The organism is Arthrobacter mangrovi, from assembly GCF_026011795.1.
GTDB lineage: Bacteria > Actinomycetota > Actinomycetes > Actinomycetales > Micrococcaceae > Crystallibacter > Crystallibacter mangrovi.
This window is the reverse complement of sequence record NZ_BRVS01000002.1, coordinates 166,881-192,647: the sequence shown is the minus strand read 5'-3', so window position 1 is coordinate 192,647 and position 25,767 is coordinate 166,881. Positions and strand designations below refer to the sequence as shown.

Here is a 25,767-nt window from a genome sequence, read left to right as displayed (position 1 = left end):
CGGGTGCTCAGCCGGCCCGGGCGACGACGTCCTCCGCGTAGGCCACGAGCGTGCGGACGGCGACGCCGGTGCCCTCCTTGGGCGTGTAGCCGTAGGGTGCCCCCTCGTTGAAGGCGGGCCCGGCGATGTCCAGGTGCGCCCACGGGATCTTCCGTCCGTTGCTTTCGCCGACGAACTCGCGCAGGAAGATGGCCGCCGTGAGCATGCCGCCGAATTTCTCGCCCATGTTCGCCAGGTCCGCCACCTGCGAATCCAGGCTCGGACGTAGTTCCTCGGGCAGCGGCATGGGCCAGAACAGTTCGCCCGCCCGGTCGGCCGCCGCCTTGACCGCGTCGCGCACTCCGTCGTCGCCCATCACCGCGGACACCCGGCTGCCCAGCGCCACCATCTGGGCACCGGTGAGCGTGGCGACGTCGATCAGGGCATCAGGTTCCTCGGCACTTGCCGCGGCCAGGCCGTCCGCCATGACAAGGCGCCCCTCGGCGTCGGTGTTGAGCACCTCGACCGTCTTGCCGCCGAAGATGGTCATGACGTCCGAGGGCCGCTGGGCGTGGCCGGAGGGCATGTTCTCCGCCAGGCACAGCCAGGCGGTCACCTTGAGCGGCAGGCCCAGTTCGGCCATGGCCAGGAGGGCGTTAAGGACGACGGCGGCGCCGGCCATATCGCACTTCATCGTCGTCATGCCGGTGGCCGGCTTGAGCGAGAGTCCGCCCGAGTCGAAGGTGATGCCCTTGCCGACGAGGGCCAGCTTCACCTTGGCCCGCGCCGGTGCGTACTCGACTTTGACCAGCCGCGGCGGCCTGGACGAGCCCTTGCCGACCCCGACCAGGCCGCCGTAGCCGTCCTTGGCCAGCTGCTCTTCGTCGAGGACCGTCAGCTTGACCGGCAGGTTCTTCGACAAGTCCCGGGCGGTCGCGGCGAACGTTTCGGGGTAGAGGTGGCTCGGCGGCCGGTTCACCAGGGTCCGGGTGGCGTTGACGGCCCGGCCGAGAATGGCGGCGCGCTCGAGCGCTGCCGGCAGGGACTTCTCCCCGGCAGCCGGCGTCACCACGGTGACGGCGGCGACGACGTCTCCGGCATCTTTGGCGGAGCGGTGCTCGGTGTAGGCGTAAGCCCCGAGGGCGGCGCCTTCGGCGACGGCGGCCGCAGCCCGGACGGACGCCGCGGGCAGGGCGAGGGCAACGTGGCCCGTTCCGCGCAGCTGGCGGACTGCGGAACCGGCGGCCCGGCGCAGGTTCTCCTCTGCCGGTTCCGCGCCGGAGAGCCGGCCGATGCCGACCAAGACGATGACTTCGGCGTGGAACTCGTCGGTCCCCGGCAGCCGCCGTACTTCGTCCGCGGCGCCGGTTATGCCGAGGACGCCCAGCGAGCGCGATAGCGCCTGCAAGGCCTTCCCTCCGAGCGAGCCGTCCACCAGCTTGGGGCCGTCGGGGCCCTGGCCGACCGCGACTACCAGGGCGTCGCAGCGGACCTTGCGGGGATCCTTCGCGGCATTGATCTTGAGCTCGGTGGTCTTGATCACTAAGGGCTGTCCTCACTGTTCGTCTCGGAAGATCCAATGGCCGCGGCACCGGGACGGGGCGGTCGCCGTCGTCGTTGCCGCTGCGCCGGATGCGCCGGGGATCCGCCCCGTGCGCGGGCCACCGGCTACAAATCAGATCGTAGCCGCTTCGCAGCAGGGCACGGCACAGGCATGCGGAATTATTTGCGGCGATGCTGCGCTGGTACAAAGGGTACTTGGCTGCCCCGTTCCCGAGCGGAGGGGCGGGCAGGCTGCAGGCGGCGTGGACCCGCGCAGACGAACGGAGGAAAAGTTGCTGGACGCACAGTCGTTGTTCTCGGTGAACGCGGAGCAAATCGAAGCCGACGAACTGCGGGGGCTCGACCTGGTCATGGGCTTCACCGGCTCCGCCGAGGCGGGACATGTGGTCGCGCAGTTGGGCAGCGAGCTGCTTGAGCAGCTGGAGAGCGTGCTCATTGCCTCCTTCGACACCGACCAGTTGATCGACTACCGGGGCCAGCGGCCGGTCGTCTCCTTTGTCGGCGACCATTTCACCGACTACGAGCGGCCCAGGATAGAGCTGTACAGGCTGCTCGACGGGATGGGCAAGCCTTTCCTGTTCCTGACGGGCGCCGAACCTGACCTGCAGTGGGAGCGGTTCTGCCGTGCCGTCATCCTGCTGGTGCGGCAGCTGGAGGTCGGGCTGGTGACCTGGGTCCAGGCCCTGCCCATGCCCGTCCCGCATACGCGGCCGATCGGCGTCACCGTGCACGGCAACCAGGCGGAGCTGATCGATGGCATCACCGCGTGGAAACCGACGGCGCAGGTGCAGGCCAGCATCGGAGCGCTGCTCGAGATCCGCCTGATCGAAGCCGGCCTTAGGGTGGCAGGCTATTCCGTGCACGTGCCCCACTATCTGGCCGAGGCCGAATACCCGCAGGCCGCCGTGGCCGCGATGGAGTACCTCGGTGCGGCGTCATCCCTGGTGCTGCCGACCGACCGGCTGCGGGCCGCCGGCCTGGACGTCGGGGCCCAGATCGCGAAGCAGGTCAGCGACTCGGCGGAGGTGCAGCAGGTCGTGACGAAGCTGGAGAAGCGCTACGACGAGTACGCCGGACGGGAGGTCAGGCGCTCCCTGCTGACCAAGGACAACGACGAGCTGCCGGACGCCGACGAACTCGGCTCCGAGGTCGAGGCCTTCCTCGCGGCACTGCCGGCCGATCCGGAGGCGCCAGGACCAGGCAATACGCCGGACGGCCGCGGCGCGGCCGATTAGAGTTCCGGGCCGCCGCGTGACGATAATGCTGATGTGGATACGCGGCGCGCATGGTGGGTGTGGGGGATCGGTGTCTTCGCCTACCTGGCGGCGATCACCCAGCGGACATCCTTCGGCGTAGCCGGGCTCCACGCCACCGAGCGCTTCGACGCGACGGCCGCCGCCCTTTCGGCATTCACCGTAGTCCAGCTGCTGGTCTACGCCGGGCTCCAGATCCCCGTCGGACTGATGGTGGACAAGTTCGGTTCGCGCTTCATGATCACCGGCGGGGCGGCCCTGATGTGTGCCGGACAGGTGCAGCTGGCGTTCGCCTCCTCGGTTCCCGAGGGCCTGCTGGGGCGTCTGCTGGTCGGGGCCGGCGACGCGATGACGTTCGTCTCGGTGCTCCGGCTGCTGCCGGCCTGGTTCACCGGCAAGCGTATTCCGCTGCTGACGCAGCTGACCGGTCAGTTCGGCCAACTGGGCCAGCTCATCAGCACGATTCCGTTCATCGCCCTGCTCAACCTGCAGGGCTGGACCACCTCGTTCCTCTCCGTGGCCGCACTGGCGGTGCTGGCCTGCGTGCTCGCCGTCACCGTGATCCGCGACTTCCCGGAGGGCGCCGAGCGGGATCTGCCGCCGACACTGCGGCAGACCCGGCTTTCGCTGGTGGAGGCCTGGAAAGAGCCGGGCACGCGGCTGGGCCTGTGGTCGCACTTCACTGTCCAGTTCGCAGGGAACGTCTTCGTCCTGACCTGGGGCTATCCGTTCCTGGTTTCCGCCCAGGGGCAGCCTCCTGCCGTGGCCTCGGCGTTGATGTCCCTGTTCGTGGTCGTGGCCCTCGTCTCCGGCCCGATGATCGGACGCATGGTGGCGCGGCATCCGCTGCGCCGTTCGACGATGGTGCTGCTGATCGTCGGGGCAACCGCCCTGGCCTGGCTGGTGGTGCTGGCGTACCCGGGGCCGGCCCCGTTGTGGCTGCTCGTGGCGTTGATCCTGGTGCTGGCCGTCGGCGGGCCCGGATCCATGATCGCGTTCGACTTCGCACGCACCTTCAATCCGATCCGCCGGGCCGGCACCGCGACCGGCATCGTCAACGTCGGGGGCTTTGTCTCAGCGCTGCTCGTGATGTTCGGCATCGGCCTGACCCTGGATGCGCTGTACGCGAGCGGATTCTCCGGGTCCAATCTCTACGCCCTCGACTCCTTTCGCATCGCCCTGAGTCTGCAGTTCCTGTTCCTGGCCGGCGGTAGCCTGGCGATGCTCACCGTGCGCCGCCGGGTCCGCGACCGGCTGGCCGAGGAAGGCACGGTGGTGCTGCCGCTGAGGACGGCTTTGGCCCGCGAACGCGAACTGGGCCGGCTGCGCCGGCGGAACCGGGTCGGTGGACGCGGCGCCGGCAAGTAGCCCGCGGACCGTTCCTCCACAGCCGCATGGAGGACGCCGCGCTTCCACAATGGCTCCGGCGGTGCTGTCGGCCGCGCCGCCCCGCGGCCAGAGTGGTCCGCATGAAAAACAGAATCAACATCAAGGCCTCCCGTGCCGAAGACGTGCTCGGGTATGTGCCCCACCAGCTCACCTTCCACCCGCGCGAGAGCCTGGTGCTGCTGTCGATGCGAGGTTCAAGCCTCGGCGCCACGCTTCGGCTGGATCTGCCGGAGGCCGGGGACGACGCCCGGCTCGCCGCGTTCGCGGAAACCGCCGTGTCCTATCTCGGCGCGGACACCGAAGCGGACGGTTCGCTGGTTGTGGTCTACACGGATGCCACCGGCGGGGCGGGCACGGAAGCCTTCGCGTATTGGCCGCTCGCAGTGTTCCTAGAGGACCTCCTGGGCGTTGCGGGGACGCCGGTGCGGGGGGCCTGGGCGGTAGGGCCGGACTCGTTCCGCTGCGTCCAGTGCCGGACGTCGCCATGCTGCCCGCCGCAGGGGCATCCCGCGGCACGGATCAAGGAGAGCCATGTGAACCTCGAGATGATGCTGCTCGGCAGCAGTGTCTCCGCGACCGCAGGGGAGGCGGCCGTCCTGGCCCGCTCGGGCGCCCTTCCGGATGCCGCGCCGGCCATCCGTGCCCGCGCGCGCGACCTGGCAGCCGGCTTTGCCGGCGAGTGGGAGGCCGGCGGTGTTTTCATGCGGGTGCTGGGGAGCTGGGACGAGGCGATCAGCAGCGGTACCGCCGAACCGCTAGTGCTGTCCGTGCTCCTCGCCAGCCTCGAGTCGGACCACGTGCGGGACGCCGTCCTGGTTCTGGCCTGCCTCGATCCGGCGGCCGCCTATTACGGTGCGGTCGCCCACGGGCGGGTGGATCCTCTGCGGCCCGTTCCCCCGGAGCTGATGGGGGTGCTTCCCTTCGACGGGTATCTTCCCGGCAGCAGCGGTCCGGAACCCGGCGCCGACCTCTTCACCGACATCCTCCTCGGCAGCTACAAACCGCCGGTCGAACGCGAACGGATGACCCGGACCTCGGAACTGCTGGGCCTGCTGCACCGGTTGGCGGAAGGAGCGGCGAAGCCGGCCGCCGGAACGATGCTCGCCTGGCTGGAATGGGCCCAGGGCCGCAGCTCGCTGGCCCACGCGCACCTGCAGACCGTGCTCGCGGAATCGCCCGACTACCGGCTGGCAGGCCTGCTGGAAAGCTTTTTCGGGCTGGGCACCCTGCCGGCGTGGCTGCGCAGGCCGCCCGCGGCGGCGGGAGAGAGTCCGTCGGCTGCGGCCTGACCGCCGTACGCCGGGTCCTGCCGCGGCCGGAGCGTCGGACGAGCGTTCACTTCACCCGCCAAGTCGTGAGACAATGGGAGCCAAGACCCGGTCGGGTCCGTGTTTCAAATGTATTCGCCGTAACGGGGAATAGGGCTGAGATGGTGAGTGTTTCCGAAGGGAGACCCTGCACCGTGGCCTGCGTTTGGAAATCACCACGGACTTGACAGGGTCATAGTGGTGTTACCCGCAGGTAGCACTGCAGACCGGATATGAAAGGTTCTCTGTGTCACCTGACAAGAAGACTGCTGCAGCGCCAGAAGAGGCAACTGCACCCTCCACGACGCCGTCGGTTGCCAGGGGCGCCAAGGCGAAGACGGCCGCAGACGGTCCGGCCGCACCGAAGCGCCGCGGCCGCAAGCCCGGCACCGCCACCACCAAGAAGGCCTCCGGCGCCAAGAAGACCACCAAAGCCGATGAAGACCAGGTGGACTCCGAGGTCGAGGACGAGGACGTCGAGGTGGAACCCGACCTGACGGACGAGGCCGAGCTCGTCGAAGAGGACGAAACCCCGGCTGCCAAGCCCGCCGGCGGCTCGGGCTTCGTCTATTCGGATGCCGACGATGACGATGCGCCCGCCCAGCAGGTTGTCAGCGCCGGAGCAACGGCGGACCCGGTCAAGGACTACCTGAAGCAAATCGGCAAGGTCGCCCTGCTGAACGCCGAGCAGGAAGTCGACCTGGCCCTGCGGATCGAGGCCGGCCTGTTCGCCGAGGAGAAGCTCGCCAAGGACGACGGCTCCATGGACACGCGCCTGCGGCGCGACCTGGAGCAGATCGTGCATGACGGCAAGCGCGCCAAGAACCACCTGCTGGAGGCCAACCTCCGCCTGGTGGTCTCGCTGGCCAAGCGCTACACCGGCCGCGGCATGCTGTTCCTGGACCTGATCCAGGAGGGCAACCTGGGCCTGATCCGCGCCGTCGAGAAGTTCGACTACACCAAGGGCTTCAAATTCTCCACCTACGCCACCTGGTGGATCCGGCAGGCGATCACCCGCGCCATGGCGGACCAGGCCCGTACCATCCGCATTCCCGTGCACATGGTCGAGGTCATCAACAAGCTGGCCCGCGTCCAGCGCCAGATGCTGCAGGACCTGGGCCGCGAACCGGCGCCCGAAGAACTTGCTGTGGAACTCGACATGACCCCCGAAAAGGTCATTGAGGTCCAGAAGTACGGCCGCGAGCCGATTTCGCTGCACACTCCGCTGGGCGAGGACGGCGACTCGGAATTCGGCGACCTGATCGAGGACTCCGAGGCTGTTGTGCCAGCCGACGCCGTGAGCTTCACGCTGCTGCAGGAGCAGCTGCATTCGGTGCTGGACACCCTGTCCGAGCGCGAAGCCGGCGTGGTCGCCATGCGCTTCGGCCTGACCGACGGCCAGCCGAAGACTTTAGACGAAATCGGCAAGGTCTATGGCGTGACCCGCGAGCGGATCCGCCAAATCGAATCCAAGACCATGTCCAAGCTGCGCCACCCGTCGCGGTCGCAGGTCCTCCGGGACTACCTGGACTAGGACCGGACAGGCACGCAAACGACGGCGCCGGCCTCCTTCGCGAAAGAAGGAGGCCGGCGCCGTCGTTATTGGCCCGTCGTTATTGGCCCGTCGTTATTGGCCCGTTGTTCCCGTGGGCGACCGGGGCTGACCCGGGCCGCCTGCACAGTACTACTGCGTTTCCGCCGCCATTTCGGCGTTGGTGCTCAGCCGGCCGGTCTCATCCTGCCACTCGGCCGCAATGGGGCGAAGCTGCGGTTCATGCTGACGGGCGTGGTGTCCGCAGAAAAGCAATTCCCCACCGGAGGATTCCAACACAACACGGACGTAGGCCTGGGCGCCGCAGCGGTCACAGCGGTCCATTGCGGTCAGTTCTCGGGTAGCTACTGCTGTCGTCATGGTGACCTCCTTACAAGTGCGTACCTACATACAACCATCAGGCGGCCCGTTTTCTTCGTCCAAGCCTGCAACTTTCGCTGACCGCGTATCCGCTGCGTCACCGGGGCCCGCTGTGACCTTCGCCGCCACGCGTCCGCGGTGCGTTGAACGGGTCCGGGCCCCGAGGGGGACTAGCCTAGAGGGGGGTGCCCGACGGCGGGCGCCGAGACCGCGGGGCAGCGCGTCTGTTCCTGTTCCACCTGCATTGCCAAGGAGTATTGGTTAAGTGACCCCACCGAGCACCGACTACACCGCGCGGCACCTGTCCGTCCTGGAGGGACTGGAGGCGGTCCGCAAGCGTCCGGGCATGTACATCGGTTCCACGGACTCCCGCGGGCTGATGCACTGCCTCTGGGAGATCATCGACAACTCCGTCGATGAGGCGCTGGCCGGGTTCGGACAGAACATCACGGTGATCCTGCACGGCGACGGTTCGGTGGAGGTCCATGACGACGGCCGCGGCGTCCCGGTGGACGTGGAGCCGCGGACCGGCCTGACCGGCGTCGAGGTGGTTTTCACCAAGCTCCATGCCGGCGGCAAGTTCGGCGGCGGTTCCTACACCGCCTCGGGCGGCCTGCACGGCGTGGGCGCCAGCGTGGTCAACGCCCTTTCCTCGCGGCTGGACGTCCAGGTCGACCGCGGTGGGAAGACCTACCAGATGTCGTTCCGGCGAGGCGAGCCGGGCCACTTCATCGATACCGGGCGGACGCCGAGCCCGGACGCGAAGTTCGAGCCTTTCCTGGAGAGCTCTTCGCTGGACATCGTGGGCAAGGCCAAGCGGGGCGTGACAGGTACGCGCATCCGGTACTGGGCTGACCACCAGATCTTCACCCCGGATGCCAAGTTCTCCTACGAGGAGCTGCAGTCCCGGGTACGCCAGACCTCGTTCCTGGTGCCCGGCCTGCGGGTGACGCTGCGGGACGAGCGACGGCAGCCCGGTACGCCGGGGGAGAACGGTCCGGTGGAGGAGGTTTTCCAGCACGACGGCGGCATCGCCGAGTTCGTGGAGTACCTCGCCAACGACAGCGCGGTTACCGACGTCTGGCGGATCCACGGCGCCGGCTCGTTCAAGGAAACGGTGCCGGTGCTCGACGAGCGCGGCCACAGCAAGATCGCCGAAGTCGAGCGCAAGTGCGAGGTGGACGTGGCCCTGCGCTGGGGCGTTGGTTACGACACGGCGGTGCGCAGCTTCGTCAATATCATCGCGACGCCGAAGGGCGGTACGCACCAGGCCGGGTTTGAGCAGGCCCTTCTCAAGACCTTCCGAAAGGTCGTCGAGGCCAACGCACGCAAGCTGAAGGCCGGCAACGACAAGATCGAGAAGGACGACGTCTTCGCGGGCCTGACCGCCGTACTCACCGTCAGGCTGGCCGAGCCGCAGTTCGAGGGCCAGACCAAGGAGGTCCTGGGCACGTCGGCCGTTCGCTCGATCGTCTCGCGGGTGGTGGAGAAGGAGATCACCGCGAAGCTGAACTCCACCGCGCGGGCCGACAAGGCACAGTCCGCCCTCCTGCTGGAGAAGGTGGTCAGCGAGATGAAGTCCCGTGTCTCGGCCCGTATGCACAAGGAAACCCAGCGGCGCAAGAATGCGCTGGAGACCTCCACGATGCCGGCCAAGCTGCTGGACTGCCGCACGACCGAGGTAGACCGCTCCGAACTATTCATTGTCGAGGGCGACAGCGCCTTGGGCACGGCCCGGCTCGCCCGTTCATCTGACTACCAGGCGCTGCTGCCCATCCGCGGAAAGATCCTGAACGTGCAGAAGGCCTCGATCGGCGACATGCTCTCGAATGCCGAGTGCGCTGCGTTGATCCAGGTGGTCGGCGCCGGATCCGGCCGAAGCTTCCAGCTGGACGCGGCACGTTACGGCAAGGTCATCCTGATGACCGACGCGGACGTCGACGGGGCGCACATCCGGACGCTGCTCCTGACACTGTTCTTCCGCTACATGCGGCCCCTGGTGGAAGCCGGGCGGGTGTACGCGGCCGTGCCGCCGCTGCACCGGGTGGAGATCGTCAATCCCGGGGCGAAGTCCAACGAAATCGTCTATACGTACTCGGAGCAGGAGCTGCACCAGCTGCTGGGTGGCCTCGAGGCGTCCGGCCGCAAGTACAAGGAGCCCATCCAGCGCTACAAGGGCCTGGGCGAGATGGACGCCGACCAGCTGGCGGAAACTACCATGGATCCCCGGCACCGCACCCTGCGGCGGGTGGGCATCGAGGACGCCGAGGCGGCCGAGCGGGCGTTCGACCTGCTAATGGGCTCCGACGTGGCTCCCCGCAAGGAGTTCATCATCGCCGGCGCGGCCGTGCTCGACCGCGAACAAATCGACGCCTGACCGGTCCGCGGGCCTGCCGGACGGGCCCAGGCCGGTGCCTTAGCCGGCCAGCCCGGGGGCGAGCAGCAGTACGGTCGGCACCGCCAGCAGGAGGGCTGCGCCGGCAAGGACGAGCGACTGGGCCGCCCTGCCCAGCGGCGCCATCGGCGTGAGCAGCCGGCGCAGCCGGTTGGCCGAGGTCAGCGCCTGGGCCTCTTCGGGGCTCAGCAGTTCCCGTGCCGGAGCACCGGCTGCGCTGCCGGCCGGGCGTTCGCCGCCGGCGACCAGGGCGACCGCGCGGATGAGGGTCGGCCGGTCCGTGGTTTCCAGCGCCGCGTCATCGGCCAGCATCTCGATGAGTTCGTTGACGGCACGCTGTGCCAGCTGCGAGGTGGGCAGCCAGGGCAGCGCCGCGCGCCACGCCGCGAAGGCCCACAGCAGGAGGTCGTGGCGCTGGTTCAGGTGGGCGCGCTCGTGCTGCAGCACGGATTGAAGTTCGGCCGGAGTCAGCAGTTCCATCAGGCCTTCCGAGAGCACCGTGACGGATCCGCTGCCACCGGGCAGGCAGTAGGCGACGGGGGCGGGATGGTTGATGACCAGCGTCTTGGGGGAATCCTTGGCCGGGGAGCTCAGCAGGTTCAGCAGCGTGCGGTGCCGGTGGCGCTGCTTGGCGATCCGGTAGTACGTCAGCAGCAGCGTGAAGACGAGGTGGACGCCCAGCAGCAGGGCGGCGCTCAGGGCGAAGACATGGATCAGGTCCAGCCCGGGTGCGGGCTGGTAGCTGGCCAGCAGTGCGGCCAGGCCGCGGAGGCCCGCCAGCAGGTTATCGCCGAGCGGTTCCAGCCCCCAGGTCAGCATCGCGCCGATCATGGAGAGGCCTCCGGCGAGCGCGATCGCCTGCCAGAGGATCAGCGCCGTCTTGGGCGCCCTCGCAGGCCAGCGGGCGCGCGAAAGCATGACCGGAACCGGCCATGCAAGAATCACGGCCAGGGCGGCCAGCAGGTAGGAGGCCCAGAACACCTCGGTTATGCGATCCGCACGGCGGTTTAGGCCGTCAGCATCTTCCGCAGGGCCTCGGCTTCCTGGGCCGACACCGAACCGATGAAGGCCGCCAGTACGGCCTCGCGGTCGCGGGCAGAGCCGAGGACCTCGTGCATGAGCTCCACGGTGTGTGCCTCACGGCTGGTCACGGCGCGGTAGCGGTGCGGGCGGATGTCGCGCTCACGCTGGACCAGGCTCTTCTTCTCCAGCCGGGACAGCACCGTCAGCACTGTCGTCACGGCAAGCTCCTTGCCGTCTTTGGTTGTGCCGCCCCTGCGGGCCAGGCTGTCGCGCAATTCGTTCGCGGTCAGCGCGTTCTCCCCCTCGGGACGTCCGTTCTGCTCCCACAGCAGATCCATGACTGCCCGTTCCAGCTCTCCAAGAGTGGCCATTTACATCCTTCATCCGCACCCGAAAACAACTCCACACCGGCAGCCTGAGCGCCGCCCGTGTGGCTTCCGTATCCAATTTACAGGCTTTGCCGGATTTGTTCTACACTCCGTAGAAGCAACTTGTTCTACGTTCTGTAGAAATCACGTCGAAGGGGAAAATGTGGAAGCCCTCGAAGTCGCCCGGTGGCAATTCGGCATCACCACCGTCTATCACTTCCTGATGGTGCCGCTGACCATCGGCCTTGGCCTCACGGTGGCCGTCCTGCAGACGGCCTGGTACCGCACGGGCAAGGAACAGTACCTGCGGATGACCAAGTTCTGGGGCAAGCTGTTCCTGATCAACTTCATCATGGGCGTGGCCACCGGCCTCGTGCAGGAGTTCCAGTTCGGCATGGCGTGGAGCGAGTACAGCCGCTTCGTCGGCGACGTTTTCGGCGCCCCGCTGGCGCTGGAGTCGCTGCTCGCGTTCTTCGTCGAGTCGATCTTCCTGGGCCTGTGGATCTTCGGCTGGAAGCGCCTGCCCAAGGGCATGCACCTGCTGAGCATCTGGGCGGCCTCGCTGGCCACGATGGGCTCGGCCTACTTCATCCTGGCGGCCAACTCCTGGATGCAGCATCCCGTGGGCGTCGAGATGATCGACGGCCGGCCGGTCATGGTGGACATCTGGGCGGTGCTGACGAACAACACCCTGCTGGTCGCGTACCCGCACACCCTCTTCGGCGCCTTCTCCGTGGCGGGCGGCTTCCTGCTCGGCATCGCGTGGTACCACCTGTGGAAGCGCCGCCGGGACGGGATCGACACCGTCGGCGCCGACGGCAAGGTGCTGGTCGGCAGCAACCCGGCCATCGGCCGCGACGCCACCGACCACAAAGTCTGGCTGACCTCGCTGAGGGTCGGCGCCGTCGTCGCGATGGTCTCCTTCGCCGGTGTCTCGCTGACCGGCGACCTGCAGGCCAAACTGATGTTCGAACAGCAGCCGATGAAGATGGCCGCGGCGGAGGCGGCTTGCCACGACGGCACGGGCTTCTCCATCCTCTCCGTCGGCGACCTCGGTTCCAACGACTGCGACGACATGGTCGCCGTCGTCGAACTTCCCGGCCTGCTGTCCTTCCTGGCCAACGGCGATTTCACCACCGACATCCGCGGCATCAATACCCTGATTCCCGAGTACCAGGACAGCTTCGGCACCCACCTGCCGGACAACCCCGTCTACGGCGAGCGCGCCGGGACCGAGATCGACTACGTTCCGGTCATGGAGGTCACGTACTGGGGCTTCCGGATGATGATCACCTTCGGCATGCTTGCCGCCGGAGCCGCGCTGGTGGCCCTCTGGATTGCCCGCAAGGGGACCGTCCCCGAGTCGAAGTGGCTGATGCGCCTGGCAGTGTTCGGCATCCTGGCGCCGTTCGGGGCGAATTCCGCCGGCTGGATCTTCACCGAGATGGGCCGCCAGCCCTTCGTGGTGGCGCCGAACCCTGATCCCAACGGCATCGACAACGTCTTCATGTTCACTGCCGCCGCGGTCTCGCCGGGGGTTTCCCTCGCGGAGCTGGTCTTCTCGCTCTGCGCCTTCGCGCTGGTCTACGGCGTGCTGCTGGTGGTGGAGGTCAAGCTGCTCTTCGCCTACTGCAAGGGCGGCGTCCCCTCGGCGATGCCCGAAGTGCTGGCGCACCGGGACGATGACGCCGGCAGCGGCAAGGGAAAGGACGACGATGATGTCCTCGCCTTCGCGTACTGATTCCGCCGGCCGCAACGTGCGCCACCTGAACATCTTGGAGAGCTGACATGGATTTCCTGCCCACTCTGTGGTTCATCATCATCGCCTTCTTCTGGACCGGCTACCTGTTCCTTGAAGGCTTCGACCTGGGCGTCGGCATGCTGATGCGCGGCTTCGCCCGGAACAACACGGACCGCCGGGTGCTGCTCAACACCGTCGGGCCGGTCTGGGACGGCAACGAGGTGTGGCTGATCACCGCCGGCGCCGCGACCTTCGCCGCGTTCCCGCACTGGTACGCCTCGCTCTTCGCCGGCCTCTACCTGCCGCTGGTGCTGGTCCTGCTGGCCCTGATCTTCCGCGCGGTGGCCATCGAGTACCGCGGCAAGCACGACTCGCCGCGCTGGCGGAGCAGCTGGGACTGGGCCATCGCGCTCGGTTCCTTCGTGGCGGCCTTCGGCGTGGGCGCGATGCTGGCGCTGACCACCACCGGCCTGCCGCTGGACGCGAACGGCGACCGGGTGGGCGGCCCGTTCGCCTGGTTCAACGGCTACGCGGTGCTCGGCGGGCTGGCGGTCGTGCTGTTCTGCCTGGTCCACGCCGCAGCCTTCCTGGTCCTGAAGACCGACGGCGACATCCGGGCGCGGGCGCGCAGGCTGCTGCTGCGCTGGCTGCCGGTGGCCCTGCTCCCGATGGCGCTGTGGGCGATCCTCGTGGTGCTGGCCGGCGGCAAGCCCGTTACGTGGGTGACTTTGACGGTGGCGGTGCTGGGTGCCGCGGCGGCATGGCTGCTGGCCCGGCGGGAGCGGGACGGGCTGAGTTTCGCCGGACTCGGGATCTTCCTGGTTGCCGGTACCACCACCATCTTCACCGCCGTGTTCCCCAACGTGCTGCCCTCGAGCCTCGACCCGGCCTTCTCGCTGACCGTTGAGAATGCGTCCTCGTCCGACTACACGCTGGGCGTGATGAGCGTGATCGGGGCGTTCGGCATCCCCGCCGTGCTGGTCTACCAGGGCTACACCTACTGGGTATTCCGCAAGCGCGTCAGCGCCGAATCCATCCCGGCCGCCCACGCCGTCGTTCCGCAGTGAAGCCGCTGCTCCCGGTCGGCGCCGCGGGCAAGCGGGCGCTCTACCTGCTGGGCGTCCTGGCCGCAGCCAAGGCGGCCGGACTCGTCCTGCTCGCCCAGGCCGTGGCGGCCGGCGTGGCCGGGCTGGCCGGCGGCGGCCCGGACTGGAACGCCGTGGTGGCCGAGGCGGCGGCCGGGGCCCTTCTCCGGGCCGTCGCGGCCTGGGGGCAGGAAGTCCTGTCCCAGCGCGCCGTCGCCGGCGTCAAGGCGCAGCTGCGGGCCGCCCTCGCCGAGCGGGTCATCAACGACGGCGGCGCGACGGGAGCCGGCGGCAGTCCGGGCAGCGGGGCGCTCAGCGTGCTGGCCACCCGCGGACTGGACGCGCTGGATGACTACTACGCAAAGTTCCTGCCCGCCCTGGTGGGCTGCGCCGTCGTTCCGCTGCTGGTGGGCCTGCGGATCCTGGGAGCCGACTTCACCAGCGCCCTGGTGGTGCTGCTGACCGTGCCGCTGGTGCCGGTGTTCATGGTCCTGATCGGCCTGCACACGGAGGACCGCACCAGCCAGGCCGCGCAGGCGCTGCAGCGGCTCTCGGACCAGCTGGTGGAGCTGGCCCGCGGCCTGCCGGTGCTGGTGGGCCTGGGACGGGCGTCCGCCCAGACGCGGGCGCTGGCGGACATGGCCGCGGCCTACCGCAGCCGCACCATGGACACGCTCCGCGTCGCCTTCATGTCCTCGCTGGCGCTCGAGCTGATTTCGACGATCTCCGTCGCCGTGGTGGCGGTGTTCATCGGCGTCCGGCTGGTCCACGGCGAGATGGGCCTCGAGGCGGGCCTGCTCGCGCTGATCCTGGCCCCGGAGTGCTTCCAGCCGCTGCGGGACCTCGGCACGGCGCACCACGCGAGCGAGGACGGGCTGGAATCGCTCAAGCGCAGCAACGCGGTCCTGCACGCCCCGGCCGGCCGCCCGCTGGTGGCCGCCGACGAGGGTGCAGCACTGACCCGCGCCGCGGGACAGTCGCGGCCGGGCCTCACCGCGGCGCCTCTGCCAGGCACGTCCGATCTGCAGGTGGGCGGGTTGTCCGTCCGTTATCCGGACCGGGAACTGCCCGCCGTCGAGCGCCTGGGCTTCACGGTGCCGGCCGGGAGCATCGCGCTCCTGGCCGGGCCGAGCGGCAGCGGCAAGACCACGGTGCTGGAAGTGCTCGCCGGGCTGCGGCAGGACGGACCGCAGGCCGCCGTGTCCGGCACCGTCAGCGGCGTTGACCGGGACGGCATTGCATGGATCCCGCAGCATCCGGTGGCGGCGGAAGAGACCGTCGCGGCGGAAATCGCCTTGTACTCGGGGCTGCACGGACAGGCCGCCCGGGAGGCCGCCGTGGAGGTGCTGGCCGAGGTCAACGCCGCCCACCTCATCGACGCCCGCACCGGCGAACTCAGCCCGGGCGAACTGCGGCGGCTCGCCGTCGCCCGCGCCCTCGCCAGGATCGGCCACGTCCCCGGCGTCAGCGTGCTGCTGGCCGACGAACCCACCGCGCACGTGGACGACGCGAGCGCGCGCGCCATCGAGCGGACGCTCGCGTGCCTGCGGGGCCGCGTGACGACCGTGCTGGTGGCGCACGATCCGCAGACCGCGCGGCTGGCCGACCTGATCGTGCCCGTGGATCCCGCCCGCGGCGGCGCGGAAAGCGGCGTCCGGGGTGCGCGGCCCAAGGCCGGTCCGTCGCCCGCCGGGCGGAAAGGCGCCGCCGGGTACGAGGGTGCCCTGCCGGCGGACGGTCCGCGGGAGAGCGCCGCGCAGGAGCCGGCGTGGCAGCCCGGAGCGGCCGTCCGGCCAGCGTCCGGGGGACATGACGGGGCCTCCTCGGAGCGGCCTCGGGTTCCGCTCTGGCGGAATCTCGCTATGCTCCAGCCCTGGAGCCGGCGGTTCGTCGCGGCGCTCTTCCTCGGGCTGGGCGCCACGCTCTTCGGCGTCGCCCTGACCGCGCTGTCCGGCTGGCTGATCGTCCGGGCGAGCGAGCAGCCGCCCATCCTGCACCTGATGACCGCCATTGTGGGGGTCCGGTTCTTCGGCATCGGCCGGGCGGTGCTGCGCTACCACGAGCGGCTGCGGCTGCACGATGCCGTCTTCGCCGCCACCGACCGGCTGCGGATCCGGCTCTGGAACGGGCTGCAGCAGCGCCCGGCCGGATGGCGCAAGCTCGCGCGCGGCGGCGAGGCACTGGAGAAGCTGGTGGGCGACGTCGACGAACTGCGCGACGTGGCACCGCGGGCGGTATTCGCGCCGCTGGTCGGCCTGCTGACGGCAGCCGCGTCGTGCATCGCGACCTGGCTGCTGATGCCGGCGGGGCTCGGCTGGCAGGTGCTGCTCGCCGCCGCCGGGCTCGGCCTCGCACCGGCGGTAACCCGGTGGGCCGACCGGTCCGGCCAGGCGGCCAGCGTGGAGCTGAAGGGCCGGACGCTGCGCGCCTTTACCCGGCTGCTGCAGGCGGCGCCGGACCTGGCACCCAACCGGGCAGCGGGACCGTTGCTGGCGCGGGCACGCGAACTGGAAGCGCAGACGACGGCGGTGCTCCGGAGGGGTGCTTGGGCGCAGGGGCTGGGACAGGCCATTATCGTCCTGGCCTGCTCGCTCTCGGCCCTGGCCATGATCGGTTCGGCCGGCGGGACGGATCCGGGGGCTGCGGCTGTGGTCATCCTCATGCAGCTGGCCTTGGTGGAGCCGTTCGTGGCGGTGAACGCCGCGGCCCATCAGTGGGGCGCCTGGCGCGAACTGGGCGGGCGGGTGCTGCCGGAGCTGGGCAGCGCCGACCAGCAACCTCTGCCCGGGCGAACGGCACCCCAGGCGGCCCAGGCGGGTGCAGCTGCCGGCGCCCGGCCCGAGGCGGCGGGCGGGCCAGTGGCCTCGCTCCAGCTGCGCGGCGCCGGCTACGCCTATCCCGGGCAGGCGGAGCCGGTCTTCACCGGACTGGAACTCGACCTGGCACCGGGGGACTGGCTCGCCGTCACCGGCCCTTCGGGCAGCGGCAAGTCGACGCTGCTCGGCGTGCTGCTGGGGTTCCTGCCGCTGTGCCGGGGCGACTACCTGGTCAACGGAGCTCCGGTCGAGGCCGGCGCCGGACTGGCCGGGCGGATCGCGTGGACGCCCCAGGAGGCCCACCTGTTCAATTCCAGCCTGCGGGCCAACCTGCTGCTGGCCAGGGAACGCGGCAACCCGCCGTCGGACGCCGAAATGCGGGCGGCGCTTGCCGCCGTCGGGCTCGCAGACTTCACCGCGGCACTGCCGCAGGGACTGGACACCCGGCTGGGACCGGACGGACATTTCCTCTCCGGCGGCCAGCGCCAACGCGTCGCCGTAGCCCGGGCGCTGCTGACGGAAGCGGATGCGGTGCTGCTGGACGAGCCGACAGCGCACCTGGACCCGGAGTCGGCCGCGAGCCTGCTGGCCGACCTGCGGACCGCCCTCGCGGGAAAGGCCGTGGTCATGGTGACGCATGATCCGAACGAGGCGGCCGCCTGTCCGCGCATCCTGGAGCTGGGTACCGCGGCGGAGGCAGCTGTCCTACGCTGAAGGACATGACGATCGCCGCGCCGCCGCCCTTTCCCGACCACGGCCTGTCCTGGCGGGCCCTCACCGCCGCCGATATCGACACGTGGCATGCACTGATCGGGCGCATGGCCGAGGCGGACAAGCCGGTGTGGAGCGAAACCCGGGCGGACCTTGAAGAGGTCTTCGACAGCGCGCACAACGACCCGGCCGCCACCACAGCGGCAGGCTTCGACGACGGCGGCGTGCTGCGTGCCGTCGGGCGGGTCCATGGCAACGCCGGATCGGCCGTCGCGTACACCTGGGGCGGCGTGGATCCGCAGTGGCGGCGCCGCGGGATCGGCCGGGCGCTCTACGCCTGGCAGGCGGACTGCCAGCGGGCCCGTTTTGCGGCCGCCGGGATTTCCGGCGGGGTCCTGCGGACCTACACCGAGGAACAGAACGCCGGCCACACCGCGCTGATGCGGGCCGCCGGTGCCTGCATAGTCCGGTACTTCACCGAGATGACGCGGTCCCTGGACGTCGGCATTCCCGACCTGCAGCTGCCCGAGGGCTACGTCTTCCGCACCCTCGACCCGGCGGACAGCGAGGCCGTGCGGCTCGCCCATAACGAGGCGTTCGCCGACCATTGGGGCAGCGAACCGCGCGACCGGCAGCGCTGGAAGTTCACCGTGGAGCACCCCCAGCTCAAGCCGGCGTGGAGCATGTCGGTCGTCGAGGCGGCCACCGGCGAGACCGTGGCCTACCAGCTGGCGAGCTTCGACCCGGACTACCGCAAGCAGTCCGGCTACGACGAGGGCTTCACCGACCTGCTCGGCGTGCGCCGGGCCTGGCGCGGACGAGGGTTCGCCCCGGCCCTGCTGGCCGAAGCGATGCGCCGGTTCCGGGCCGCCGGTATCGCGCATGCCGGGCTGGGCGTCGACACCGAGAATCCCAGCGGTGCCCTCGGCCTGTACACCCGGATGGGATACGAGCCGACCAAGCGAGACTTCGCCTGGCAGCTGCCGCTCACCTGACCCGCCGGCCCGATGGCCCCGCGGATCAGCCGAGCGCGGGCCCGACCGCGTCGATTGGCTGCGAGAGCGGGACGCCGGAGCCGTCCCGGCGCCCGTGTTCCACCGGCAGCGTCCGGACCACGCCGGCTGACGTAGAGGCCTTGGCCGGACCGTGGCCCGCCCAGCCGAGGCTGAGCTGGTCTTCGCCCTTGAGGAAACGGTGCGCCCGCAGGCCGGCGGTGGCCCTGCCCTTGGCCGGGAACTCAGCCAGCGCCGTGACCTTGGCTGAGCCGGGGGAGGTGCCGGGCAGTGCGGCGGACGCGGACGCGATGGTGACGACGACGGCCGCGTCGTCCGTCGGGTCGGCCGCGCCGAAGAAGAGCACCGAGTCCTCGTCGCCCAGCTTGATCCCGTTCACGCCGCCCGCGGTGCGGCCCTGGGGCCGGACCGTCGATGCGGGGAAGCGCAGCAGCTGGGCGTGCCGGGTCAGGAACACCAGGTCCTCGTCCTCACGCGCGGCACAGACTCCGATGATGTGGTCCTGCGGCTTGAGCGTGATGATCTCCCAGTCTTCGCGGTTCAGCGGGTAATCGGGACTGACCCGCTTTACCATGCCGCGGGCGGTGCCGAGGGCCAGCACGGCGTTGAGCGGCGCGAGGGCGACGAGCGTCTCGCCCTTGGCCAGCGTGATGAACTCCCGGGCGGGGACGCCGCCGGCGAGGTTGGGCGTGCCGGAGCCGGGAGAGAGCGTCGGCATGTCCACCACCTGCAGCCGGAGCATCCGGCCGAGCGAGGTGACGGCGCCGATTTCCGCGCGGGCCGAGGTGCGGACCACGGAAGTGAACACATCATGTTTGATGCGCTGTCCGCCGTCCATGAGCTCCTGCTGGTCGGCGGTGCGGGCGAGCTGGCCCGAGGCAGAGAGGATGGCCCAGCACGGGTCGTCGGCGATCTCCAGCTGCACCGGAGCCTTCCTGCCCGCCGGGGCGGGGGCGGCACCGGCGAGCGCGGCGGTGGCTTCGCTTTCCAGCAGCACCGTCCGGCGCGGCGTGGCGTAGCTGGCGGCGACCTCGCCCAGTTCGTCGGAGACCAGCTTGCGCAGTTTCGGCTCGGAAGCGAGGATCTCCTCCAGCTCGGCGATGGCCTGGCGCAGTTCCTCCTGCTCTTTCTCCAGTTCGATGCGCGAGTACTTGGTCAGCTGGCGCAGGCGCAGCTCCAGGATGTGGTTGGCCTGGATTTCGGTCAGGTCGAAGACGCCCATCAGCCGCTCCCGGGCCTGCGCGGTCTCGTCCGAGGACCGGATGATCTGGATGACCTCGTCTATATCCAGGATGGCGATCAGCAGGCCCTCGACCAGGTGGAGGCGGTCCTTCTTCTTGCCGAGGCGGAACGTGGTGCGGCGGCGGACGACGCCGATGCGGTGGTCCACGTAGACCTGGAGCAGTTCCACCAGCCCGAGGGTGCGTGGCTGGCCGTCGACGAGCGTGACGTTGTTGATGCCGAAGGAATCCTCCATCGGCGTGTAGCGGTACAGCTGCTGGAGCACGGCGTTGGGGTTGAAGCCGTTCTTCAGCTCGATGATCAGGCGCAGCCCATGGTGGCGGTCCGTCAGGTCCACGACATCGCTGATGCCCTGCAGCTTCTTGGAGGTGACCGCGTCCTTGATCTTCTCGATCACTTTTTCCGGACCCACCAGGTACGGCAGCTCGGTGACGACCAGGCCCGTGCGGCGCGCGGAGATCTGCTCGACCTGCACGGTGGCACGGGTCTTGAAGGAACCGCGGCCGGTGGCATACGCGTCGCGGATCCCGTCCAGCCCGACGATCTTGCCTCCGGTGGGCAGGTCCGGACCCGGGACGAAGGCCATGATGTCGTCCAGCTGCGCGTCCGGGTTGGCGATCAGGTGCTGGGCGGCGGCGATGACCTCGCCGAGGTTGTGCGGGGCCATGTTGGTGGCCATGCCGACGGCGATACCGGAGGATCCGTTGACCAGGAGGTTCGGGAAGGCGGCCGGGAGGACCTCCGGCTGCATGAACTGGTTGTCGTAGTTGGGGATGAAGTCGACGACCTCTTCGTCCAGGTGGTTGGTCATGGCCAGCGCCGGAGCCGCCAGCCTCGCCTCGGTGTACCGCGGGGCCGCGGGTCCGTCGTCGAGGGAGCCGAAGTTGCCGTGCCCGTCGATCAGCGGCATGCGCAGGGCGAAGTCCTGGGCCATGCGGACCATCGCGTCGTAGATGGCGGTGTCTCCGTGCGGGTGCAGCTTGCCCATGACTTCGCCGACGACGCGGGCGGACTTCACGTGTCCGCGGTCCGGACGCAGGCCCATCTCCGACATCATGAACAGGATGCGCCGCTGGACCGGCTTCAGCCCGTCGCGTGCGTCCGGCAGCGCCCGGGAGTAGATCACCGAGTACGCGTACTCGAGGAAAGAGACTTCCATCTCGGAGGTGACATCGATATCGACGATGTTCTCGACGAGGTCTTCGGGCAGTGCCTCGCGGGCAGAGGGCTTGGGTCGGCGGGCCATATGGAGAGATCGGGTCCTTACATCTGTTGAAGCAGTTAAAGTGAGTTTATGGCTCAAGAGGCGCAAACCCGGGATTATCCGGACTACTGGGAGGCCGATGTCGTGCTGCGTGACGGGGGGACCGCGCACCTGCGGCCCATCGTCCCGGAGGACGGACCGGCGCTACAGGCGTTCCACATGGGCCAGTCGGAGAGCTCGATCTACCTGCGCTTCTTCACCTTCAAGGCGAAGCTTAGCTCGCGCGAACTGGACCGTTTCACCAACGTCGATTACCACAGCCGGGTCGCCTTCGTCATCACCATCGCCGGGGACATCATCGGTATCGGCCGCTACGACCGGCTGGACGACCCGGACGAGGCGGAGGTCGCCTTCAACATCGCGGACAGCCACCAGGGCCGCGGCCTTGGCTCCATCCTGCTGGAGCACCTCGCCGCGGCGGCGCGCGAAAACGGCATCCGCCGTTTCTCCGCTGAGGTGCTGCCGGAGAACCGCAAGATGGTCACGGTATTCAACGACGCCGGTTACGAGGTGCGGAGGCATTTCGACGACGGCGTTGTCATGCTCGAATTCAACATCGACCCGACGGAACGCTCCCGCGCCGTGATGGAATCACGCGAGCACCGCGCGGAGGCACGCAGCGTCGCCGGCCTCCTGGCGCCGTCGTCCGTGGCCGTCATAGGGGCCAGCCGGGAATACGGCAGCATCGGCTACGCCCTGCTGGAACACATCGTCGAGGGCGGCTTCACCGGTCCGGTTTACGCGATCAACCCGCAGGCGCTGGAACTGGGCGGGATGATCTCCTACGGCACGATCGGCGAGGTGCCCGAGCCCGTCCAGCTGGCCATTATCGCGGTGCCCTACGACCAGGTGCTCAAGGTCGTGCAGGAATGCGCCGACGCCGGTGTGAAGGGGCTGATTGTCGCCACGGCCGGCTTCGCGGACACCGGGCAGGAGGGACTGGCCCGGCAGCGCGAGCTGGTCCGCAATGCCCGGGCGAACGGCATGCGGGTGGTGGGGCCGGCGTCGCTCGGCATCATCAACACCGACCCGGCCGTCACGCTCAACGCGTCGATGGCGCCGCACCTGCCGCCGCGGGGCCGGCTGGGCCTGTTCAGCCAATCGGCCGCCATCGGGGTGATGTTGTACGCCGCCGCCAACCGCCGCGGCCTGGGCCTGTCGTCGACGCTCTCTGCCGGCAACCGGGCGGACGTTTCCGGAAACGACGTGATGCAGTACTGGGAGGATGATCCGGCGACGGGCGCCGTGGGGCTCTACCTTGAGTCCTTCGGCAACCCGCGCAAGTTTTCCCGGATCGCACGCCGGCTCTCCCGCAGCAAGCCGGTCATCGTCGCGAAGTCGGACCTGATGGGACTCCAGCTGCCGCCGGGACACCATGTGCGGACCACGCAGGCGCCCGGCGGCGCGCTCGACGCCATGATGCGGCAGTCCGGCGTGGTACGGGTCGACACCTACGAGCAGCTGATGGACGTGGCCCAGATTGTGGTCAGCCAGCCGCTGCCGGCCGGGCCGGGAGTCGCGGTGCTGAGCAACTCGCTGGCGCTGGGCAAGGTCATTGCGGACGCGGCGGCCACCCACCAGCTGCAGGTGGTGCACCTGGCGACGTCGCTCGGACTCGATGCCGCCCGCTCGGAGGCCCTGGGGCTGCTCCGCAGCAAGGTGCGCGAGGCGCTGGCCCTTCCGGAGGTGCATACGGTCTTCATCACGCTGCTTCCCGTGAACGGCCTTGACAACGGCGAGATCGCGCAGGTCCTGCGGGCCTGCGGAGAGGAGGCCGGCAAGCCGGTCATCGCCGCCTTCACCGGCGTCCTGGATCCCCAGGCGGTCGCGGAGGGGCTGCTCGCGGCCGAAACGGCGGAGGAAGGCTCGGCGCGCCAGCCCGCATTGCCGACGTTCTCCAGCCCCGGCAACGGCATCGAGGCGCTGGCCGCCGTGGTGCGCTACACCGAATGGCTGGGACGCGACCAGGGCGAGGTCGTGGAACCGAGCGGCCTGGAGCGGGACCGCGCGGCGGACATGATCGATGCGCTGCTCGAGGGTGTTGCGGGCGACCACCTGGTGCAGACCACCACCGGGCAGGCCGCCGAACTGCTCGGCTGCTACGGCATCAGCGTGCTCCCGTCGGCTGCGTTCTCCACGGCGGACGAGGCGGTCGCGGCGGCGGACCGGCTGGGCTGGCCGGTGGCGCTGAAGGCAATGGACGACAGGCTGCGCCAGCGGCTCGACCTCGGCGGTGTCCGGCTGAACATTGTCGACGCCGATTCGCTGCGGCGGAACATCGACCACATGCGCGAGGTGCTCCGCCCGTTCGGGGACATCGGGCTGGAGATCCAGTCCATGGCGCCGTCCGGCCAGTCCTGCACCGTCCGGGCGATCGAGGACCCGCTCCTGGGGCCGGTCGTCTCCTTCGGGCTGTCCGGGGACGCAGTCAACCTGCTGGGCGACTGGTCGCACCGCATTCCGCCGCTGACCTCCGTCGACGTCGCGGACCTGATCCGCAGCCCGCGTGCTGCCCCCAAGCTGTTCGGCTACCAGGGCCTGCCCGCCGTCGACGTGGCAGCCTTGGAAGACCTGGTCAACCGGGTGGCGCTGATGAAAGACGACCACCCGGAGATAGCGCTGCTGGAGTTCAACCCGGTCCTGGTCTCGCCGCAGGGCCTCACCGTGCTGAGCGCCGACCTGCGGCTGGGCAACTACGCGCAGCGGACCGACAGCGCGCGCCGGGCCATGCGGGACTGACCGGACCGGCGCCGATCCGGTCCCGGTACCGGCCGGTGCCGAGGGCAGCCCGGGTTCGCAATCACCCGGCGGCTGGGCCAGAATGGAATTCATGAGCCATTCGCCAACCACTGAAGAACGCAGCCTCGACGAGGACCTTAACCGTGCCGGCTTCTACCCGGTCATGGTGGCCGACGTGGTTCACGATGCGCTCGACGGACGCGAGCCGCTGTCCCACCTGGTCCATTTGGAGACCCACTTCGACCGCAACGAGGTCCACCGGCACATCACGGTGCTGGTCCTGACCGACGATATGCTCGTCATCACCCACGTGGACGACCAGCAGCTGGACGAGGAAGGCGAGCAGGTAGTCGCGCAGATTTCCACGGAATCCGTGCCGGTCAGCCAGATCCGCTCGGTAGTGCTCAGCTACATCTACGCCCAGCCGCAGGACTACAAGCCCTCCGACCAGGCCCGCGAGCTGACCCTGGCGATCGCCTGGTCCGGCGGCCAGCGCCTGGACATGGGACCTGCCGGCTGCGCCGATCCGCAGTGCGAAGCGGACCACGGCTACACCGGCAACATCGTCCAGGAAGACATCGTCCTGAGGGTGAGCTCGGAAGCGGACGGAGCGCAGGCAGTGCAGAACGCCAAGGCCTTCGCCCGTGCCCTGCGGAAGGTGAACACGGCGCCGCCCGCGCTGCCCAGGATGGTGGACCCGGTGCAGCCGCGCCGGCTCGGAACCCGGCTGTCCCGCGGCCACCACCAGCGCTAGGAATGGTACGGCACCTGGATGTGCTGCCGCCCGCTCCCGGTTACGGGCGGGACAGTGTCGCGGAGATCTTCACGAGTGCCGCCGCCTCGCTTGGCGTGCCCGGCTTTGCCAACACGCTCGCGCTGCCGGCGGCCCGGCGGATCTGCGTGGTGCTGGTGGACGGACTCGGCAAAGCGCTCCTCAAGCAGCGCGGCGGCCACGCGCCCTTCCTGCGCCGGTCAATGGAGAACTCCCGTACGCTGAGCAGCGCCTTTCCATCGACGACGGCGTCCGCCCTGGCCACTTTCGGTACGGGCCTGGCTCCCGGTTCCCACGGGCTGGCGGGTTACGACGTGCTCGACCCGGACCAGGACAAAGTCGTCAACCAGCTCGGAGGCTGGGATGCCGGGGTGGACCCGCTGCGCTGGCAGCCCAACCCGACGGTCTTCGAACGTGTCGCCGCGGAGCTGCCGGTGGTCACCGTCAGCCTGCCCCGGTTCGCGGAGTCCGGCCTGACCCGGGCGGCCCTGCGCGGCGGCTCCTTCGTCCCGGCCACCTCGGGACATGCCCGCACACTTGCAGCGGCGCAGGCACTATCGGAGCACGAGCGGGTGCTCGTGTACCTCTACTTCAACGAGCTGGACAAGGCCGGCCACCGGCACGGCTGTGCGTCAGCCGAGTGGGGCAACGCGCTGGAAGAAGTGGACTCGCACCTGCGCCGCCTGGCGGGGCAGCTTCCCGCGGACACGCTCCTGCTGCTGACTGCTGACCACGGAATGCTCGACGTGGCCGCCGGGCAGCGGTACGACTACTCCCAGGATCCGGCGCTGGTCGCGGGAGTCCGGCACACCGGCGGGGAACCGCGCATGGTCCACCTGTACCTGGCGCCCGACGCCGGCGACCGGCACCGGGAGCAGCTGGCGGAAGCCTGGCAGGCGGCGTTCGGCAAATACGCGTGGGTGCTGGAGCGGGATGAGGCGATTGCGCACGGTCTGTACGGCGAGGTCCAGCCGTCCGTGCTGCCGAGGATCGGCGACCTCATGATCGCCGCCCGGGAACCCATCGCCCTCTATGACACCCGTCGGGTTCCTCCGCACGCCCTCGAGGTCGTGGGCCAGCACGGTTCCCTGACCCGGGCCGAACGGGACGTTCCCCTGCTGGTGCTGGGCTCCACCGTGGGCAAGCCGGGCAAGGCCGGAAGGAATCAGGGGCGGCGAAAGCGCCCCTGAGCCCC

17 protein-coding genes are annotated in these 25,767 nt (G+C 69.5%); 12 read left to right on the top strand and 5 right to left on the bottom strand.

Annotation, left to right across the window (positions count from 1 at the left end):
* Window positions 1-7 precede the first annotated feature (7 nt).
* Entirely contained in the window at window positions 8-1,522 is a 1,515-nt protein-coding gene (locus tag AHIS1636_RS03070) for a leucyl aminopeptidase (RefSeq protein WP_264794343.1), read from the bottom strand.
* 292 nt (window positions 1,523-1,814) lie between these two features.
* Here AHIS1636_RS03070 and AHIS1636_RS03065 point away from each other — a divergent pair, with 292 nt between their 5' ends.
* The 4 genes from AHIS1636_RS03065 (at window position 1,815) to AHIS1636_RS03050 (ending at window position 7,025) form a co-directional block, all read left to right on the top strand.
* Window positions 1,815-2,777 carry a proteasome assembly chaperone family protein gene (locus tag AHIS1636_RS03065; protein WP_264794342.1) on the top strand — a complete coding sequence of 321 codons (963 nt, stop codon included), beginning with the start codon at window positions 1,815-1,817 and terminating at the stop codon, window positions 2,775-2,777.
* A 33-nt stretch (window positions 2,778-2,810) separates the two neighbouring features.
* Window positions 2,811-4,163, top strand: a complete 1,353-nt coding sequence (locus AHIS1636_RS03060) for an MFS transporter (protein ID WP_264794341.1) — start codon at window positions 2,811-2,813, stop codon at window positions 4,161-4,163.
* Between the two features lie 101 nt (window positions 4,164-4,264).
* Entirely contained in the window at window positions 4,265-5,473 is a 1,209-nt protein-coding gene (locus tag AHIS1636_RS03055; protein ID WP_264794340.1) for a DUF4192 family protein, read from the top strand.
* 265 nt (window positions 5,474-5,738) lie between these two features.
* Window positions 5,739-7,025, top strand: coding sequence for an RNA polymerase sigma factor (locus tag AHIS1636_RS03050; protein ID WP_264794339.1), 1,287 nt, complete (start codon window positions 5,739-5,741; stop codon window positions 7,023-7,025).
* A 150-nt stretch (window positions 7,026-7,175) separates the two neighbouring features.
* Here the strand turns inward: AHIS1636_RS03050 and AHIS1636_RS03045 are convergent, their stop codons facing one another.
* The gene (locus AHIS1636_RS03045; RefSeq protein WP_264794338.1) at window positions 7,176-7,403 is read right to left on the bottom strand and encodes a DUF7455 domain-containing protein; all 228 of its coding nucleotides are present in this window, start codon (window positions 7,401-7,403) and stop codon (window positions 7,176-7,178) included.
* 265 nt (window positions 7,404-7,668) lie between these two features.
* On the opposite strand from AHIS1636_RS03045, the gene AHIS1636_RS03040 reads away from it, so the two are divergent.
* Window positions 7,669-9,780, top strand: a complete 2,112-nt coding sequence (locus AHIS1636_RS03040; RefSeq protein WP_264794337.1) for a DNA gyrase/topoisomerase IV subunit B — start codon at window positions 7,669-7,671, stop codon at window positions 9,778-9,780.
* A gap of 39 nt (window positions 9,781-9,819) precedes the next feature.
* Here AHIS1636_RS03040 and AHIS1636_RS03035 read toward each other — a convergent pair whose 3' ends face one another.
* Window positions 9,820-10,779 (bottom strand): M56 family metallopeptidase, encoded by a 960-nt coding sequence (locus AHIS1636_RS03035; protein ID WP_264794336.1) that lies wholly within the window; start codon window positions 10,777-10,779, stop codon window positions 9,820-9,822.
* A 26-nt stretch (window positions 10,780-10,805) separates the two neighbouring features.
* Entirely contained in the window at window positions 10,806-11,192 is a 387-nt protein-coding gene (locus tag AHIS1636_RS03030; protein WP_264794335.1) for a BlaI/MecI/CopY family transcriptional regulator, read from the bottom strand.
* A 160-nt stretch (window positions 11,193-11,352) separates the two neighbouring features.
* Between AHIS1636_RS03030 and AHIS1636_RS03025 the strand changes: the two genes are divergently transcribed.
* The 4 genes from AHIS1636_RS03025 to AHIS1636_RS03010 are packed head-to-tail and all read left to right on the top strand — an operon-like array spanning window position 11,353 to window position 18,537.
* Complete coding sequence (locus tag AHIS1636_RS03025; RefSeq protein ID WP_264794334.1) at window positions 11,353-12,930, top strand: cytochrome ubiquinol oxidase subunit I; 1,578 nt, start codon at window positions 11,353-11,355, stop codon at window positions 12,928-12,930.
* A 47-nt stretch (window positions 12,931-12,977) separates the two neighbouring features.
* Window positions 12,978-13,997 (top strand): cytochrome d ubiquinol oxidase subunit II, encoded by a 1,020-nt coding sequence (gene cydB, locus AHIS1636_RS03020; RefSeq protein WP_264794333.1) that lies wholly within the window; start codon window positions 12,978-12,980, stop codon window positions 13,995-13,997.
* A complete protein-coding gene (cydD, locus tag AHIS1636_RS03015) occupies window positions 13,994-17,545 on the top strand; it encodes a thiol reductant ABC exporter subunit CydD (RefSeq protein WP_264794332.1) in 3,552 nt (1,183 codons plus the stop codon). Before cydB ends, cydD begins: the two co-directional genes overlap by 4 nt.
* Window positions 17,546-17,550: 5 nt before the next feature.
* The gene (locus AHIS1636_RS03010; protein ID WP_264794331.1) at window positions 17,551-18,537 is read left to right on the top strand and encodes a GNAT family N-acetyltransferase; all 987 of its coding nucleotides are present in this window, start codon (window positions 17,551-17,553) and stop codon (window positions 18,535-18,537) included.
* A 25-nt stretch (window positions 18,538-18,562) separates the two neighbouring features.
* On the opposite strand, the gene AHIS1636_RS03005 is transcribed toward AHIS1636_RS03010, so the two are convergent.
* Window positions 18,563-21,043, bottom strand: a complete 2,481-nt coding sequence (locus tag AHIS1636_RS03005) for a DNA gyrase/topoisomerase IV subunit A (protein WP_264794330.1) — start codon at window positions 21,041-21,043, stop codon at window positions 18,563-18,565.
* A 48-nt stretch (window positions 21,044-21,091) separates the two neighbouring features.
* Between AHIS1636_RS03005 and AHIS1636_RS03000 the strand changes: the two genes are divergently transcribed.
* The 3 genes from AHIS1636_RS03000 to AHIS1636_RS02990 all read left to right on the top strand — a co-directional run bounded on the left by AHIS1636_RS03000 (window position 21,092) and on the right by AHIS1636_RS02990 (window position 25,762).
* Window positions 21,092-23,800, top strand: coding sequence for a bifunctional acetate--CoA ligase family protein/GNAT family N-acetyltransferase (locus AHIS1636_RS03000; RefSeq protein ID WP_264794329.1), 2,709 nt, complete (start codon window positions 21,092-21,094; stop codon window positions 23,798-23,800).
* 82 nt (window positions 23,801-23,882) lie between these two features.
* Entirely contained in the window at window positions 23,883-24,554 is a 672-nt protein-coding gene (locus AHIS1636_RS02995) for a DUF5998 family protein (protein WP_264794328.1), read from the top strand.
* A 2-nt stretch (window positions 24,555-24,556) separates the two neighbouring features.
* On the top strand, window positions 24,557-25,762 hold the full coding sequence (locus tag AHIS1636_RS02990; RefSeq protein WP_264794327.1) for an alkaline phosphatase family protein: 1,206 nt from the start codon (window positions 24,557-24,559) through the stop codon (window positions 25,760-25,762).
* Window positions 25,763-25,767 lie beyond the last annotated feature (5 nt).